This is a genomic window from Dyella sp. GSA-30 (assembly GCF_027924605.1).
Taxonomy (GTDB): Bacteria; Pseudomonadota; Gammaproteobacteria; order Xanthomonadales; family Rhodanobacteraceae; genus GSA-30.
Genome location: NZ_AP027042.1, coordinates 301965 through 317261 on the forward strand (window position 1 = coordinate 301965; position 15297 = coordinate 317261).

Below are 15297 nucleotides of genomic sequence, written 5' to 3' on the forward strand. Positions count from 1 at the left end.
GCCGGTAAGGCGGGCTTTTACTTGAAGCAAACGAGCCGAAGAGATCAGGCTGCGCTGGTAACGCCGTAACCCTTCAAACGCTGCGCGAAGTTCTGCAGCGCCTGGATACCACTCTGCTCGGCTTCGTGAATCCACTGCTGCAGACCATTGAGTGCCTGGTCCGCACCGCGCTGTTCCATCAGGGCCGACAGACGCGTGCGGAAGTCGCACACCGTCTGCAGAGTCGGGCGCTTGGCCAGCACGGCCTGCATGCGGTCGCGACCTTCGTTGTCCAACCAGCGACCGCCATCGGCCAACGCCAGGCGCATGCGGCGCGGCACCGACTTGATGTTCTCGCCGGCATGCTGCGCTTCGTCGCGCAGGGTCGGCACGATGACTTGACGGTAATAATCGGTCATGGCCTGGAAGCGATGAGTCAGCACGGCCTTGAGCGTTTCGGCATCCGGCAGGTGTACGTTCGGGCGAATGTCCAGCGCCGGCGCAACGCGCAGCACCTTGGCCAGGCCCACGGCACGCAGCATGCAGATCGCTGCCCAGCCGATATCGAACTCCCACTTGCGCAGCGCGAACTTGGCCGAGCTCGGGAATGCGTGATGATTGTTGTGCAGCTCTTCACCGCCGATCCAGAAACCCCACGGGATCAGGTTGCGCGCAGTGTCGGCGCTTTCGAAATTGCGATAGCCCCACCAGTGACCGATACCGTTGACGAAGCCGGCGGCCCAGAACGGGATCCAGATCATCTGCACGGCCCAGATCAGGCCACCGATGACACCGAACAACGACAGGTCGATGACCGCCATCAGGGTCGGGCCCCAATAGGGGTGCGCGCTGAACAGCTTGCGCTCGATCCAGTCGTCCGGCGTACCGCGGCCGTACTTCTCCATGTCTTCCTTGTTCTCGCTTGCATCGCGATACAAGGAAACGCCATCGAGGAACACCTTCTTGATGCCGTAGATCTGCGGGCTATGCGGATCTTCTTCGGTCTCGACCTTGGCGTGGTGCTTGCGATGGATCGCCACCCACTCCTTGGTGACCATGCCGGTGGTGAGCCAGCCCCAGAAACGGAAGAAGTTCGCGATCAGCGGATGCAGATCGACGCCACGATGGGTCTGGCAACGGTGGAGGTACAGCGTCACCGTAAAGATGGTGATCTGCGTCATCACCAACGTATAGACCAGCATGGTGACCCAGCTGGCGTTGGTCAGTCCCTGGGACAGGAAAGTCAGCACTGCATCAAGCATGTATTTGCACTCGGGTATTTGGGTCTGAGTCTAGAACAGGGTGTCCGTACCCGCCAGCATGGAACCCTATGAATCTGAACGGCGAAATGTGCCGCAGTTCCCAGGGCTTTCGAGCGCCCGGTTGTTTAACGGTGTGGGCACCGTGACAATCATGCAATGACCGCGCCTACTACCGTTTTACAGCTACAAGATGTCAGCCGCCACCGCGCCGGCCGCCCCGCCGTGCAGGGTCTCAGCCTGACCCTGGACTCGGGACAGGTACTGGGTTTGCTGGGCATCAACGGGGCCGGTAAATCCACCACCTTGTCGATGATCGCCGGCGCCCTGAGCCCGGACAGCGGGGAGATCAGGCTGAACGGCGAAGACTTCCTGGAACGGCCTGAGCTGGCGCGCCAGGTCATAGGCTGGTTGCCCGAACGTGCCCCGTTGTGGCCGGAATTAACGGTCATCGAACATCTCGAGGCTCATGGAAGGCTGCGCGGCCTGGCATCTGCGGCGTTATGTCAGGCGCGCGACGCCGTGCTGGAGCGACTGGATCTGACCTCGCTGAGCCGACGCCTGGCCGGCGTGTTGTCGCAAGGCCAGCGCCAGCGGCTGGGCCTGGCCTGCGCACTGCTGCACAAGCCCGGACTGCTCGTGCTTGACGAGCCGGCCAATGCGCTCGATCCGGTGCAGGTGTCCATGCTGCGCACGCTGATTCGCGAAGTCGCCGACCAGGGCGCCGCCGTTATCCTCTCCACCCATCTGCTTGCCGAAGTCACCGCCGTCTGCGATCGCGTGGCGATTCTGCACGAGGGCACGTTGCGCTACGACGCGGCGATCGCGGGCGCCGGCCACGAAGCGCTGGAACAGACCTTTTTTGATATCGCCCTGCGTGGCGGCACAGGGAAACAGGCTGCATGAGTGTTTTGGCTGTGACGCGGCTGGAGTTGCGCCGCCTGTTCGTGCGCCCGCTCGCCTGGGTATTGGCCGCGCTGACGCTGGCCGAGCTGGCCTGGCGTTTCGTGCTGCTGCTGGGGGCGTTTCTCGCCAACCAGATCAAACTTGGCGCCACGCCAAGCGGTCCCGGCTATACCGATCTGGTCGCGGTGCCGATATTGAGCAGCTTTTTGACCGCCGGCGTGATCCCCTTCGGCCTGATCGAAATGGCGCTGGTCATCGTGCCGGTGTTGACCATGGCCAGCATCGCCGGCGAACGCACGCAGGGAACCCTGCCGCTGTTGTTCGGCACCGGTTTGCCAGCCTCACGGATCGTATTGGGTAAATATCTCGCGCTGCTGCTGTGGCTGGTGCTGTGGCTGCTGCTGGCCATCGCGATGCCGCTCAGCATCGCCCATGGCGTGCATCTGGATACGGGCAAGTTCGCGGCGGCGACGCTCGGTACCGCGCTCGCCCTGGCCACCCTGGCGGCCATCGGCGTTGCCTGTTCGGCCTTTTCCTCGCATCCGGCGATCGCAGCGGTGGCCAGCCTGATGATCGGCCTGGCGCTTATCGGCGTGAATTCCGGTGCGCAGATGGCCGGGATCGATAACGGGGCCATCAACTGGCTCGCACTCAGCACCCATCTGGAGACCCTGCTGCGCGGCCTGGTATCGACCAGCGACGTGCTGTGGTTCGTGCTGGTCATCGTATTCGCGCTGGCGCTGGCGACGCGCCGCCTTGCGGCAGACAAGGAGCGCGGCTGATGAAGCGTCGACTTTCGCAACGACTCGACGGCTGGTTGTTCGCGCTCGCCCTACTGCTGGGCGTCGCCGCGCTGGGCTATCTGAGCACACGCTACGACCACAGTTTCGACTGGACCTACGGCGGGCGGGCCAGCCTTCCGCCGGAAAGCCGCGCGGTGCTGGCGACGCTCAAAGGTCCGGTGGAGATCGTCAGCTACGCCAATCCCCAAGGCGATCTTCGGCAGACCATTGCCGGCTTTATTCAGCGCTTCCAGCGCGTCAAGCCGGACATCAACCTGCACTTCGTCGACCCGCAGCAAGACCCGGCGGCAATGCGCGAGCAAGGCATTACGGTCGACGGTGCCCTGATCCTGCACTACCAGGATCGCGAGCAACGCCTGGACGAACTGGACGAGCGCAGCCTTACCAATGCACTGGAGCGACTCGCGCGCGGCGGCGAGCGTATCGTCGCTTTCGTCACCGGCGATGGCGAACGTCGTGCCGACGGCAAAGGCAATGCCGACCTGGGCACCTTCATCGCGCAGCTTGAAGGGCGCGGCATGCGTGCGGTGCCGTTGAATTTCGCGCAGGTCACCGGCGTGCCCGAGCACACCAACCTGGTCGTACTCGCCAGCCCCTCACTGGCCTTGCCACCCGCCGAGATCAAGGCGCTGGTCGACTACGTCAATAACGGCGGCAACCTGCTGTGGCTGACCGAACCGTCGAACGACGATCTCGGGCTCTCGCCACTGGCAGAAGCGCTGGGCGTCCGCGTCCTGCCTGGCGTACTGGTCGACGGCCAGGGTGTCGCGCTGGGCTTGAAAGATCCACGCATCCTTGCCTTGGGCGACTACCCTGCACAGGCCATCACGCGCGGCTTCATGCTGTCGACGGTATTCCCGCAGGTTTCCGCGCTGGCGAAGGTATCGAACGCGAATTGGGGCATTGCACCCTTCCTGCGCTCAGGCGCGCAGAGCTGGACCGAGTTCAAGCCGATCGACAACGCACACGACTCGACCATTCGCTACGACGCCGACGCAGGCGAACTCAAGGGCCCGCTGGACTTCGGTTTTGCCTTGAGCCGTATTTCGCCCAGCCCCGACAAAGCCGAACAGCGCGCCGTAGTCATCGGCGATGGCGACTTCCTTTCCAACAGCTTCCTCGGCAACGGCGGCAATCGTGCCTTGGGCGAACGCGTCTTCGACTGGTTGCTGGGCGACGACGCACTGGTCAACCTGCCGCCGCGTGGAGCGCCAGACCGCCTGCTGCAATTGTCGCAAGCGCAACTCAACGCGGTGAGCATGGGCTTTCTGCTCGGGCTACCGCTGGCCTTGCTGCTGGCGGGCACGTGGATCGCCTGGCGCAGGCGTCGCGCATGAAACGCGCGACGCGCGGTCGGCTGGTGCTGCTGGTCGTCGTGGGCGCCGTGGTGGTCGCGGCGCTATGGCAATGGCAGCGCGACCGGCACGACGATCCGGGCAATCTGCTCGGCATCGATCCTGCCGCGGTCGACCAAATCGGCCTGCAATTTCAAAGTGCGCCGATGCAGCATTACAGCCGCCATGACGGCCATTGGTGGAACGCCGATAGCCACAACGCACGCGCGGACGATGGCCGCCTCAACGAGCTGGCTCAGACGGCCGCCGCCGAGGTATTGCAATGGCGACCCGCACAGGATTTCTCGCTGTCCAGGATCGGGCTGGCACCGCCCTCGGCCACCCTGGAATTGAACGGCCAGCGCGTGGAATTTGGCGAAACCTCGGTGACCGGGCCACAGCGCTACGTGCGCGTGGGCGATCGTATCGCCCTGATTCCAGCGCGTTATTCTCCGCGTCCGGTCGAAGGCAAGGCGATGTCATTGGGGTTGTAAGCCCTCGAACATTGATCGCCTCCTTACATCCGATCTTGTACAACGGGCGGGATTCCCCATATCCGGGGCAGTACACGAGAACCTCAAGGAGTCACCAGATGAGCAAGCAACCGATCGGCGTGGTCGGCATGGCGGTCATGGGCAGCAATCTTGCGCTCAATATCGAAAGTCGCGGCCACACGGTATCGATCTGGAATCGGTCCAGGGAACTGACCGACGAGGTGATCGCCAAGCACCCGGGCAAGAAGCTTGTCCCGACCTATACGCTGGAAGAATTCGTCGACTCGCTGGAAAAGCCGCGGCGCATCCTGCTGATGGTCAAGGCCGGCCAGCCGACCGACGACACCATCGAGAAACTCAAGCCGCTGCTGGACAAAGGCGACGTGCTGATCGACGGCGGCAACACGTTCTTTCAGGACACCATCCGTCGTAACCAGGATCTGGCCAAGTCCGGCCTGCACTTCATCGGCACCGGCGTGTCCGGCGGCGAGGAAGGTGCGCTGCATGGTCCGTCGATCATGCCCGGCGGCGCACGCGAGGCCTATGACCTGGTCGCGCCGATTCTCACCGAGATTGCCGCCAAGGCACCCGGCGATGGCGAGCCCTGCGTGGCCTATATGGGCCCCGATGGCGCCGGCCATTACGTGAAGATGGTGCACAACGGCATCGAATACGGCGACATGCAGCTGATCTCGGAAAGCTACGCCGTGCTCAAGAACGTGCTCGGTCTTTCCAACGACGAGCTGGGCAAGGTATACGCCGAATGGAACACAGGCGAACTCGATAGCTATCTGATCGAAATCACCGCCGACATCTTCAAGAAGAAAGATCCGAAGACCGGCAAGGACCTGCTCGACATCGTGCTCGACCGCGCCGCACAGAAAGGCACCGGCAAGTGGACCAGCCAGAATGCGCTGGACCTCGGCGTGCCGCTGCCGCTGATTACCGAATCGGTGTTTGCGCGCTTGTTGTCTTCGCTCAAGGAACAGCGCGTGGAAGCCAGCAAGCAGCTTGCCGGCCCGAACAACACGTTCAAGGGCGATTGTACGGCCTTTATCGAATCGGTGCGCCGTGCGCTATACCTGAGCAAGATCGTCTCGTACGCCCAGGGCTTTGCCCAGTTGCGCGCCGCGTCCGAGGAGTACAAGTGGGACCTGCCGTACGGCAACATCGCCAAGATTTTCCGCGCGGGCTGCATCATCCGTGCACGTTTCCTGCAAAAGATTACCGACGCTTACGACCACAATCCCAAGATCGTCAATCTGTTGCTCGACCCGTACTTCAAGAAGATCGCCGGCGATTATCAGCAGGCCTTGCGTGATGTGGTATCGGCGGCGGTGCAGGCGGGTGTGGCGGTGCCGGGTTTCTCATCGGCCATTGCATATTACGACAGCTATCGCACGGAGCGCCTGCCGGCCAACCTGATTCAGGCCCAGCGCGATTACTTCGGTGCGCATACGTTTGAGCGTATCGATGAGCCGGGTAGCTTCCACGAGAGTTGGGCGCCCGGGGCTTAAGAGCCCCCTCACCCCCGGCAGAGCCAGGGGAGAGGGAGCCAAAAGCGCGCAACGTTGACACTTTCCTCAGTCAGTTCCCTCTCCCCTGGCTCTGCCGGGGGTGAGGGTTAGGGTGAGGGGGCGCTCTTGCTCTTCACCGTCAACTCCACTGATCACACCCGTGCCCGAACTCCCCGAAGTCGAAACCACGCGCCGCGGCATCGCCCCGCACTTGATCGGCCGACGCATCACGGCGGTGACGTTGCGCCGTACCGATCTGCGCTGGCCGATTCCAAAGGAAATCACCGAGCTTTTGCCAGGCCAACGCATCGACGCGGTCGAACGTCGCGCGAAATACCTGCTACTACATACGCAGGCCGGCAGCGCGCTGTTGCACCTGGGCATGTCCGGCATGCTGCGCGTGCTGCCGCCCGATGCACCGTTGGGCAAGCACGACCACGTCGACATCGTCGTCGAGGCCAAGGCAACTCAAGGCGAGCGCGTCCTGCGCTTCACCGATCCGCGCCGCTTCGGCTGCCTGTTATGGCAGCCGCCGGAAAGCACGCATGAGCTATTGGCCGACCTCGGCCCTGAACCGTTAACCGACGATTTTGACGGCGATCTGCTGTGGCGCATGTCACGCGGCCGCAAAGCGGCGGTGAAGTTGTTCCTGATGGATAACGCCATCGTGGTTGGCGTCGGAAACATCTATGCCAGCGAAGCCTTGTTCGCGGCAGGCATCGACCCCCGCCGCGCCGCCGGCTCGGTATCGCGCGAACGCTACGCGCGCTTGGCGGCTGAGGTGAAACGCATCCTCGCGTGGGCCATTGAACGTGGCGGCACCACGCTTCGCGATTTTCTCAATCCTGACGGCGCACCCGGCTATTTCTTTCGCGAGTTGAACGTCTATGGCCGCGAAGGCGAGCCGTGCCGCACGTGCAGTACGCCGATTCGCCAGACCGTGCTTGGACAACGCTCCACTTTCTGGTGTCCACGCTGCCAGCGTTGAACATCCACGACCACACTGAAGCTTTTCAGCTTGACCCCACGCCAACTTCGTCCGTGAACGAGTAACCCCGGCAAAGCTTGCGATAAAGAATATGAGCCGGCGTCGGCTCAGGGATCTTTCGTGCGCAACATACCTATATCGATACTTCTCTGGGCTATTTCATTTGGCGCAGCGGCAAGTAATACGGCCGCTCCTTTTATCGATACGTTCGATCTTCCTTTTGATCGATACACCTGGCTGACTACGCACAACGCGTTCAACTATGGATTCACCCCGGTTCCAAACCAGACCTACCGCATACCCGAGCAATTGCGCGATGGCGTGCGGGGCTTGATGCTCGATTTCGTCCAATCACGCGGACGGATTTATCTATGCCACAGCGTTTGCCTTTCCGGCGAGCTGACGTTGGAAGCAACGTTCAACGAGCAAATCATGCCCTTTTTACGAACCCATCCAGATGCCATATTGACCTTGCATGTGGAGGATGGCGCTTCACGCAGCATGCTTCATACCGCACTCAATGGCGTGCCAGGCCTGGCAAGCATGACGTTCGATCCGCAAACATGGGATACACCCGATTGGCCCACGCCGCGACAAATGATCGGTGCTGGACAACGCTTGCTGATTTTCAATCTGAATAGCGACAACAGCGGCGATTTCGCGGTCGACGAAGGTAACGTGCACATCATGGCAAGTACTGACGGCACCGTTGAAAACTACTGGAGCCTGGGCGACACGATCTTCACCCACGACTACACCTGCAAGAGCCGCTGGAGCGACATTCCCCTCGATCGCAAGAACGTCGCCTTTCCGGGCAAGGCATGGAACCGGCTCTTTGTCATGAATCAGTTTCATGGCGTGAGCCTGGGTTTGCACGCGCGGCTGGACAATCGCTTTGACCGACTGCTCGATCGTGTCGACAACTATTGCGCGATCCCTGCCATGCGCAAGCCAAACTTCATCGCTGTCGACCACTACGAGCAGGGCGACGGCCTGGCATTTTCCGGTGTGGTGACTCAGGGAGGCGTGATCTTCTACAGAGACAACGCTGCCGGTGGAGATATCGTTTGCGGAGTACCCGGTCGCGTTCATATCGACGCGAATATCAAAAATGGCGACTTCACGGGTTGCGAAAATGACGAGGCTCGCTCCGCCCGCATTGCCAACTTGCCGGCAGGAACACGCATCAGCGTCTATGACTCGCCAGATGGCAATACAAGCGACGACTACACCACGATTGTGCTGCGCAAAGACGTCACCAACCTGATCGTCCCGAGCTTCGAAACCACCGGCACAAATGCAGATTGGGAAATCACCTATCGCCGCAAGAACGGGCTGGACGGAAAGATCTCACGCATCGTGATCGATCCGCCGAGCAGCCGCCCATGACAGCGAACGCCAGGGCGCGACATCCAGCGCGCCCTGGCAGCAGGATCAATCCGGCCAGAGAAATTCGACGTAGGTGTTGTTGAAATCAGGATGCTCGAAGTCACCGCCCAGCTTGGCGACAAGACCCGGCACGCCCTCGGCTTCCAGCGACTGGCCATCGACAAAGTGGGCACCGAGCGCCTGCATGTCGGCCAGCCGTTCGCATAACTGCCCTGCGCGGTCGATATCACGATCGGGCACGTTACGCAGGCTGATATCCGGTCGACCGAACTTGCGCATGCCACGCGTATGAACCCAGGACCGGCCGAGCTGGTCTTCGCCGTCGCGCATGATTAGCAGATGGTTGCGCGTGGGCGCGCCATCGGCGATGAGGTAACGGCGACGCCATGCGTCCGCATCGAGCAGACTGACGATCTGTGGGTCGAAAATCGCGGTGCCGCCCACGTCGAGCAGGGCCGCCATCACACCGAACGTATCACGCAGATAGCCGGTCGCCTGGCTGTCCTTGATGCGGCCACGGATCACCAGCACCTGCGGTGCGTCGAGCGCCAGCTTGTATGCCTCGGCGGCGTCTTCCTTGAGCATGCGACCCAGGCCGCCCTTGAGCGGGTAGCCTTCCCACTGGCGCAGCGCATTGTGGTGGTAGCTGGTCATCTCCACGCCATGCGGCAAGCCGTCGCTGCCATAGTCCTGCATCGGCGGGCGGCCGGTGCCGAAATTGCCGAAGACATAGAACTGCAGCAGGATTTCTTCGTCGCTGGGCTGCCAGTGCGGGCGCTGCCAGGCGGGGATGATGACGGGCTTGCTCATAGGGGGAATCCTTGTGGTGACAACGCGAGGGCTCAGGGCCGCTCGCCCAGCGGCAGCACGGTCTGCTGCAATTCGATGCGACCGTGCCCCTCGGTGATGTTCTTGAACTCGGCGCGGCTGACCGAGACATAGCGGTCATTGCCGCCGATCTCAACCTGCGGGCCGTCGGTGACGGCGCGGCCCTGTTCATCTACGCGAACCACCATGGTGGCCTTGCGCCCGGTATGGCAGATCGTCTTGATCTCCTCCAGGTTGTCCGCCCAGGCCAACAGATAACGGCTCCCATCGAACAACTCGCCGCGGAAATCCGTACGCAGGCCATAGGCCAGCACCGGTATGTTCAGCTTGTCCACGACATCGGAGAGCTGCCAGACCTGTGCCTTGGTCAGAAACTGCGCCTCGTCGACGAATACGCAGTGCAAGGCACCTTGCGCGGCGATATCGGCCTGTACCATGGCGAACAGATCCTCCTCGCCGGAGAACCGCCGCGCATTCGCCTTCAGGCCAATGCGCGAGGCCACGACACCCTCGCCAAAGCGGTTGTCCAGCGCCGGCGTGAGGATCAACGTGCGCATGCCACGCTCGTGATAGTTGTACGCGCTTTGCAGCAGCGTGGTGGTCTTTCCGGCATTCATCGCCGAATAGTAGAAATAGAGCTTGGCCATGGTGCACCTATCAAACAGGTGCACATGGTAACCCCGTCAGGCGTCGTCTACCTGAGTCGTTCCCCCGGTGAAGGCCGTTCGGGCCTGCGCAAGGCGCAGCTTGCGCTCGGCCGCCCAGCGCGAGCGATCGCACAAGGCATGGATCGCGTAGACCAGCCTGAACACCTGCAGGCGCCACCACACCGGGAACGAGTCGAAGACATCGCCGGCCAGCATCGAGGTAACGCCTTGGTCCAGCTGCAGGAACCCTTTGGAATTGCGAAACAGGTGCTGCATCACCGGGCCGTTGAACCGGTAGATAAAGAACGCGAAACGTCGCATGCCGGCACGTTGGCGGCGCTCCAGCCGGCGGATCAGGCGCATTTCCTGCCGTGGCTCGCGCAGGGCCTGGTCGATCACCGCCACGGCATTCTCGGCACCGCTCATGGCCAGGTACACGCCCGAGGAGAACACCGGATCGAGAAAGGCGAAGGCGTCGCCGATCAGCAGCCAGCCTGGACCGCCCATGCGTCCGGAGTCATAGGAGTAGTTGCCGGTGACGCGTACCTCGTCGCCGATCAACTCGGCCTGGCGCACGCGCTCCCACAGCGCCGGGTTCGACCGCAGCGTCTCCAGCAGAAACTCGGCCGGGCTGCCACGGCGCTGCTTGAGGTAATCGGGGCGACATACCGCGCCCACGCTCATCACGCCGTCGGGCAGCGGGATCATCCACATCCAGCCATGCGCAAAGCTGTAGATGCTGATGTTGCCGGCGTCCTCGCCACTGCGATAGGTCGCATTGTGGAAGTGGCCGAAGATGGCCGCGCTCTGGTGCTCCGGATTCTTGCGCTTGAGCTTCTTGCGACGCGACAGCAGAGCATCGCGGCCACTGGCATCGACGACATAACGTGTTGCCAGCTTGTAGGTGCGTCCGTCGTCGCTACGTACTTCCAGATGCGACTCACGCGAACCGGTCTGCTCGACCTGCACTACCTCGTGTCCCTCGCGGCCATCGGCCCCGCTCTCGCACGCGTGCTTGAACAGCATCTGGTCGAAATCCTGGCGCCATACCTGGAATGCATGCGGCGGGCTTTCTCCAACCACGCGGCTGAAAGCATAGGTGTTGTAGCCGCGCGCGTTGTCCGCCTCGAAATCCGCGCCGGCCTTGTACACGCCCATGGCGCGCACCTTGTCCAGCACCCCAAGGCGTTCGAACACCGGCAGGTTCATCGGCAGCAAGGACTCGCCGATATGAAACCGCGGATGATGGGCTTTCTCCAGCACCACCACCTTGTAACCCCGTCGGGCCAGCAGCGTCGCGGCCGTACTCCCCGCCGGCCCGCCGCCAATGATGGCCACATCGCAACGCTCGAACGCTGCATCGTCCTGATTCGTCATGCTTTCGTCCCCTGGCCCGCCCTCTATGGCGCCCATCCATTGTTCCCAAGCCTCCAAGCGTAGCAGGTAGGCTCTGGTAACATCGGGTGCCGCCTCTCGCATCGTCCCGATCATGCTCAATCCGCAACAATTGGCCGCCGTCGAACACTGCGACAGCCCGCTACTGGTGCTTGCCGGCGCGGGTTCCGGCAAGACCTCGGTGATCACGCAGAAAATCGCGTACCTGATTGCGCGCAAGAAGCTTCCCGCCGCCAAGATCGCCGCGATCACCTTTACCAACAAGGCGGCCAAGGAAATGCGCGAGCGCGTGGCCAAGCTGATCAGCAGCGAGGACGCAGCAGCCCTGACCGTATGTACCTTCCACGCGCTGGGTCTGAAATTCCTGCAGATCGAGCACGCGCGCGCCAATCTGCGCAAAGGCTTCTCGGTACTCGACGCCGACGACAGCGAAAGCATCATCAAGGAGCTGGCGCCCAAGGGCATCAAGCCCGACGCCCTGTTCGCGCTGCGCAACCTGGTCAGCCGCGCCAAGAACTCGGGCCTGTCGCCGGCCCAGGCGCAGGCGGCCGCGCGCAGCCCGCGCGAGCAGGATGCGGCGATGATCTACGAGCTGTATCAGGCCCGCCTGGCGGCATTCAACGCGGTGGATTTCGACGACCTGATCCGCCTGCCGCTGAATATCCTGGAGAACGACACCGAATGCCGCGATGGCTGGCGCGAACGCCTGCGCTATCTGCTGGTCGACGAATACCAGGACACCAACGATGCCCAATACCGGTTGCTCAAGGCGTTGGCTGGCGAGCGCGGCCGCATCACCTGCGTGGGCGACGACGACCAGTCGATCTATGCCTGGCGCGGCGCCAATCCGGAAAATATCGACCAGCTCGGCCGCGACTGGCCGAACCTGCGCGTAATCAAGCTGGAACAGAACTATCGCTGCGGCAAGCGCATCCTGCGCGCGGCCAACAAGCTGATCGCCAACAACCCGCATCTGCACGAAAAGAAACTGTGGAGCGACCACCCGGAAGGCCCGCAGATCCGCGTGCTGGAGTGCAAGGAAAACGAACACGAAGCCGAACGCGTCGCCGCCATCGCCACCACCCTGGCGGAAAAGCACAAGGCACGCTGGCACGATATCGCCATCCTTTATCGCGGTAATTTCCAGGCGCGCCCGCTGGAGAAAGCACTGCGTCTGGCACGCATTCCGTATCACCTCACCGGCGCACTGTCGTTCCTGGACCGCGCCGAAGTCAAAGATCTGCTTTGCTACTTGCGCCTGTTGACCAATCCTAGCGACGACGCGGCGTTTCTGCGCGTAGTCAACGTACCCAAGCGCGAGATCGGCGCCACCACGCTGGAAAAACTCGGCCAGATCGCGCAGACCAAGCACGCATCTCTGCTCGATGCGGCCCGCAGCGACGCCGTCTTGCGCCAGCTCACGCCACGCCCTGCCGCTGCACTGGCATCGTTCACCAACCTCCTCGACGAACTGCGCAGCGCAGCACAACACGAAAGCGCCGCCGATCTGGTCGAAACCATTCTCAAGCGTACCGGTTACGCCGCGCAGATCGCCACCAGCACCACCGACGCCACATTGCGCGAACGCCGCCTGGGCAACCTGCGCGAACTGGCCGACTGGTTCCGCGCCATGCAGAAGGGCAACAACAGCGCCGGCGACCTCGCCGCCCAACTCGCCCTGCTCAGCCATGCCGACCGCGACGAGCCCGGCAACGCGGTGCGCATGATGACCCTGCACTCTGCCAAAGGGCTGGAATTTCGCTTCGTCTTTATCGTCGGCTGCGAAGACGGCACCTTGCCGCATGATGGCGCGATTGACGAAGGCCGCATCGACGAAGAGCGCCGCCTGATGTACGTCGGCATCACCCGTGCCAAGGAAATGCTGACCCTCTCGTGGTCGGCCAAGACCAAACGCTACGGCGAAGTGCACAGCAACCAACCCAGCCGCTTCCTGCACGAATTACCGCAGGACGACCTGCATTGGCAGGGCAAGGATCCGGAGGCGGACAAGGAGGTCGTGCGCGAGACGGCCGAGTCGCACATGGCGAAGATTGCGGCGATGCTGGCTGGAAACTGATGTTTGACGATGGCGTGACGGTGTTATTTTTGCCTCACGCCTGGAATGCGCTAACTGGAATCTTTCACTGATCGGGCGTGAAGTACATGTCAGATCCAAAGCAGATGTACGAACAGGCGATCGCTGCCTTCAACCGGCGCGATTGGCGCAACGCACTCGACCTCACCAACAAACTCCTGCCCCTGGCTCCAGATCATGCTGCCTTGCATTACTTGAATGGCGTGGCGTCCCTGGAGCTGCAACTGCTGCCCGCGGCCGTAACCCATCTTGGCTACGCGAGTGAACTCGAACCCAGGAACGGTAACTACGGCGCGCAATTTGCCAGGTCGCTGCTTTCGCTCCGAATGACCAAGGAAGCCCTTACGACGGCGCATCGGACCATGGCCCTGGTCCCACGCGATGCCCAGACGCTCGATACCCTGGGCGTGGTTTTTTCGCTGTGCAATGCATATCAGCCAGCCGCCGATGCATTTCAGCAAGTAGTCGCCCTGGAGCCAAAGAACGCGCAGTACCGCTTCAACTACGCGACGACCCTGATCGCGGTTGGCAACCTCGCCGACGCAGAGGAGCAGCTCGAAAGCTGCATCACGATCAACCCGGCCTTCTGGAACGCACACCTCACGCTCGCCCAGATTCGTCGCCAGACATCGACGCACAATCACGTGGCTCGTCTGCGGGACTTGCTGCCAAGAACTGGCTCTGACCTTCAGGCCAGCATGCATCTGCATTTGGCCCTGGGCAAGGAGTACGAAGACTTAGCGGATTATCCCCATGCCTTCGCACACTTTACTCAAGGCAAGGCGGCCGGCGGGCGCACCAAGAGTTATTCGATAGCTCGCGACGAAGCGCTCTTCTCGGCGTTGGTCGAAGCCTTCCCTAACCCCCTCGCCGAGACCTCGGGCTACGACACCGACGAACCCATCTTCATCACCGGCATGCCGCGCAGCGGCACCACCGTGGTGGAACGCATCATCAGCAGCCATCCGGACGTCTTTTCGGCGGGCGAGCTACAGAATTTCGGCGTCGTATTGAAGCGCTCCTCCGGCAGCCAGACATTCTCGCTGCTAGACCCGGACACTGTCACTCGCTCGCTTCAGCTCGACTGGCAGCAAATCGGACAACGCTATATCGACAGCACGCGACCGTTGACCGGATCGAAGCCACGCTTCATTGACAAGCTTCCACACAACTTCCTCTATGCCGGCTTTATCGCCAAGGCGCTACCGAAAGCCAAGATCATCTGCCTGCGCCGGCACCCGATGGATACTTGCCTGAGCAACTTCAGACAACTGTTCACGCTCAGCTCGCCGTACTACGACTATTCATTCGATCTGCTCAACGTGGGGCGGTACTACGTGTTGTTCGATCGTCTGATGGCGCATTGGCAACACGTGCTGCCAGGCCGCATCCTCGAAGTCGAATACGAGGCGCTGGTTGACGCCCAGGAGGCCGGCTCGCGCGAGATCATCCAGTTCTGCGGCCTTTCGTGGAACGATGCCTGTCTCGATTTCCACCAGAACGCATCGCCGGTCGCTACGGCCAGCGCAGTCCAGGTAAGAGAGCCAATGAACCGCCGGACCATCGATCGCTGGCGCAACTACGAAGAGCAACTGGTCGAGTTGCACGCGCTCCTGCGCGGCGAAGGGATCGCGGTCGACTGAGCTACCGGACAGCGATCCAA

Annotated in this window: 13 protein-coding genes; 9 read left to right on the forward strand and 4 right to left on the reverse strand. The window is 62.1% G+C overall.

What is annotated here, in order from left to right:
- Positions 1-44: 44 nt before the first annotated feature.
- A complete protein-coding gene (locus QMG46_RS01375) occupies positions 45-1241 on the reverse strand; it encodes a DesA family fatty acid desaturase (protein ID WP_281850641.1) in 1197 nt (398 codons plus the stop codon).
- A gap of 156 nt (positions 1242-1397) precedes the next feature.
- Between QMG46_RS01375 and QMG46_RS01380 the strand changes: the two genes are divergently transcribed.
- The 7 genes from QMG46_RS01380 to QMG46_RS01410 all read left to right on the forward strand — a co-directional run bounded on the left by QMG46_RS01380 (position 1398) and on the right by QMG46_RS01410 (position 8669).
- On the forward strand, positions 1398-2144 hold the full coding sequence (locus QMG46_RS01380) for an ABC transporter ATP-binding protein (RefSeq protein WP_281850642.1): 747 nt from the start codon (positions 1398-1400) through the stop codon (positions 2142-2144).
- Complete coding sequence (locus QMG46_RS01385; protein WP_281850644.1) at positions 2141-2926, forward strand: ABC transporter permease; 786 nt, start codon at positions 2141-2143, stop codon at positions 2924-2926. The genes QMG46_RS01380 and QMG46_RS01385 overlap by 4 nt, the downstream gene beginning before the upstream one ends.
- The gene (locus QMG46_RS01390; protein ID WP_281850646.1) at positions 2926-4284 is read left to right on the forward strand and encodes a GldG family protein; all 1359 of its coding nucleotides are present in this window, start codon (positions 2926-2928) and stop codon (positions 4282-4284) included. Before QMG46_RS01385 ends, QMG46_RS01390 begins: the two co-directional genes overlap by 1 nt.
- A complete protein-coding gene (locus QMG46_RS01395) occupies positions 4281-4775 on the forward strand; it encodes a hypothetical protein (protein ID WP_281850648.1) in 495 nt (164 codons plus the stop codon). Before QMG46_RS01390 ends, QMG46_RS01395 begins: the two co-directional genes overlap by 4 nt.
- Positions 4776-4873: 98 nt before the next feature.
- Complete coding sequence (gene gndA / locus QMG46_RS01400; RefSeq protein ID WP_281850649.1) at positions 4874-6292, forward strand: NADP-dependent phosphogluconate dehydrogenase; 1419 nt, start codon at positions 4874-4876, stop codon at positions 6290-6292.
- A 160-nt stretch (positions 6293-6452) separates the two neighbouring features.
- Positions 6453-7280: a bifunctional DNA-formamidopyrimidine glycosylase/DNA-(apurinic or apyrimidinic site) lyase gene (gene mutM, locus QMG46_RS01405; protein ID WP_281850650.1), complete on the forward strand. Its 828-nt coding sequence runs from the start codon at positions 6453-6455 to the stop codon at positions 7278-7280.
- Positions 7281-7400: 120 nt separating this feature from the next.
- Positions 7401-8669 (forward strand): phosphoinositide-specific phospholipase C-related protein, encoded by a 1269-nt coding sequence (locus QMG46_RS01410; protein ID WP_281850651.1) that lies wholly within the window; start codon positions 7401-7403, stop codon positions 8667-8669.
- 45 nt (positions 8670-8714) lie between these two features.
- Here QMG46_RS01410 and QMG46_RS01415 read toward each other — a convergent pair whose 3' ends face one another.
- The 3 genes from QMG46_RS01415 to QMG46_RS01425 are packed head-to-tail and all read right to left on the reverse strand — an operon-like array spanning position 8715 to position 11521.
- A complete protein-coding gene (locus QMG46_RS01415; RefSeq protein WP_281850652.1) occupies positions 8715-9479 on the reverse strand; it encodes a hypothetical protein in 765 nt (254 codons plus the stop codon).
- Between the two features lie 32 nt (positions 9480-9511).
- Positions 9512-10144: a thymidine kinase gene (locus QMG46_RS01420; RefSeq protein WP_281850653.1), complete on the reverse strand. Its 633-nt coding sequence runs from the start codon at positions 10142-10144 to the stop codon at positions 9512-9514.
- Between the two features lie 36 nt (positions 10145-10180).
- Positions 10181-11521 (reverse strand): NAD(P)/FAD-dependent oxidoreductase, encoded by a 1341-nt coding sequence (locus tag QMG46_RS01425; protein WP_281850654.1) that lies wholly within the window; start codon positions 11519-11521, stop codon positions 10181-10183.
- Between the two features lie 112 nt (positions 11522-11633).
- Between QMG46_RS01425 and QMG46_RS01430 the strand changes: the two genes are divergently transcribed.
- Positions 11634-13616 (forward strand): UvrD-helicase domain-containing protein, encoded by a 1983-nt coding sequence (locus QMG46_RS01430; RefSeq protein WP_281850655.1) that lies wholly within the window; start codon positions 11634-11636, stop codon positions 13614-13616.
- 86 nt (positions 13617-13702) lie between these two features.
- On the forward strand, positions 13703-15277 hold the full coding sequence (locus tag QMG46_RS01435; RefSeq protein WP_281850656.1) for a tetratricopeptide repeat-containing sulfotransferase family protein: 1575 nt from the start codon (positions 13703-13705) through the stop codon (positions 15275-15277).
- Positions 15278-15297 lie beyond the last annotated feature (20 nt).

Coding starts and splice junctions, on each gene's coding strand:
- QMG46_RS01375 (WP_281850641.1), bottom strand. CDS start 1,241: ATGCTTGATGCAGTGCTGACTTTCCTGTCCCAGGGACTGACCAACGCC.
- QMG46_RS01380 (WP_281850642.1), top strand. CDS start 1,398: ATGACCGCGCCTACTACCGTTTTACAGCTACAAGATGTCAGCCGCCAC.
- QMG46_RS01385 (WP_281850644.1), top strand. CDS start 2,141: ATGAGTGTTTTGGCTGTGACGCGGCTGGAGTTGCGCCGCCTGTTCGTG.
- QMG46_RS01390 (WP_281850646.1), top strand. CDS start 2,926: ATGAAGCGTCGACTTTCGCAACGACTCGACGGCTGGTTGTTCGCGCTC.
- QMG46_RS01395 (WP_281850648.1), top strand. CDS start 4,281: ATGAAACGCGCGACGCGCGGTCGGCTGGTGCTGCTGGTCGTCGTGGGC.
- gndA (WP_281850649.1), top strand. CDS start 4,874: ATGAGCAAGCAACCGATCGGCGTGGTCGGCATGGCGGTCATGGGCAGC.
- QMG46_RS01415 (WP_281850652.1), bottom strand. CDS start 9,479: ATGAGCAAGCCCGTCATCATCCCCGCCTGGCAGCGCCCGCACTGGCAG.
- QMG46_RS01420 (WP_281850653.1), bottom strand. CDS start 10,144: ATGGCCAAGCTCTATTTCTACTATTCGGCGATGAATGCCGGAAAGACC.
- QMG46_RS01425 (WP_281850654.1), bottom strand. CDS start 11,521: ATGACGAATCAGGACGATGCAGCGTTCGAGCGTTGCGATGTGGCCATC.
- QMG46_RS01430 (WP_281850655.1), top strand. CDS start 11,634: ATGCTCAATCCGCAACAATTGGCCGCCGTCGAACACTGCGACAGCCCG.
- QMG46_RS01435 (WP_281850656.1), top strand. CDS start 13,703: ATGTCAGATCCAAAGCAGATGTACGAACAGGCGATCGCTGCCTTCAAC.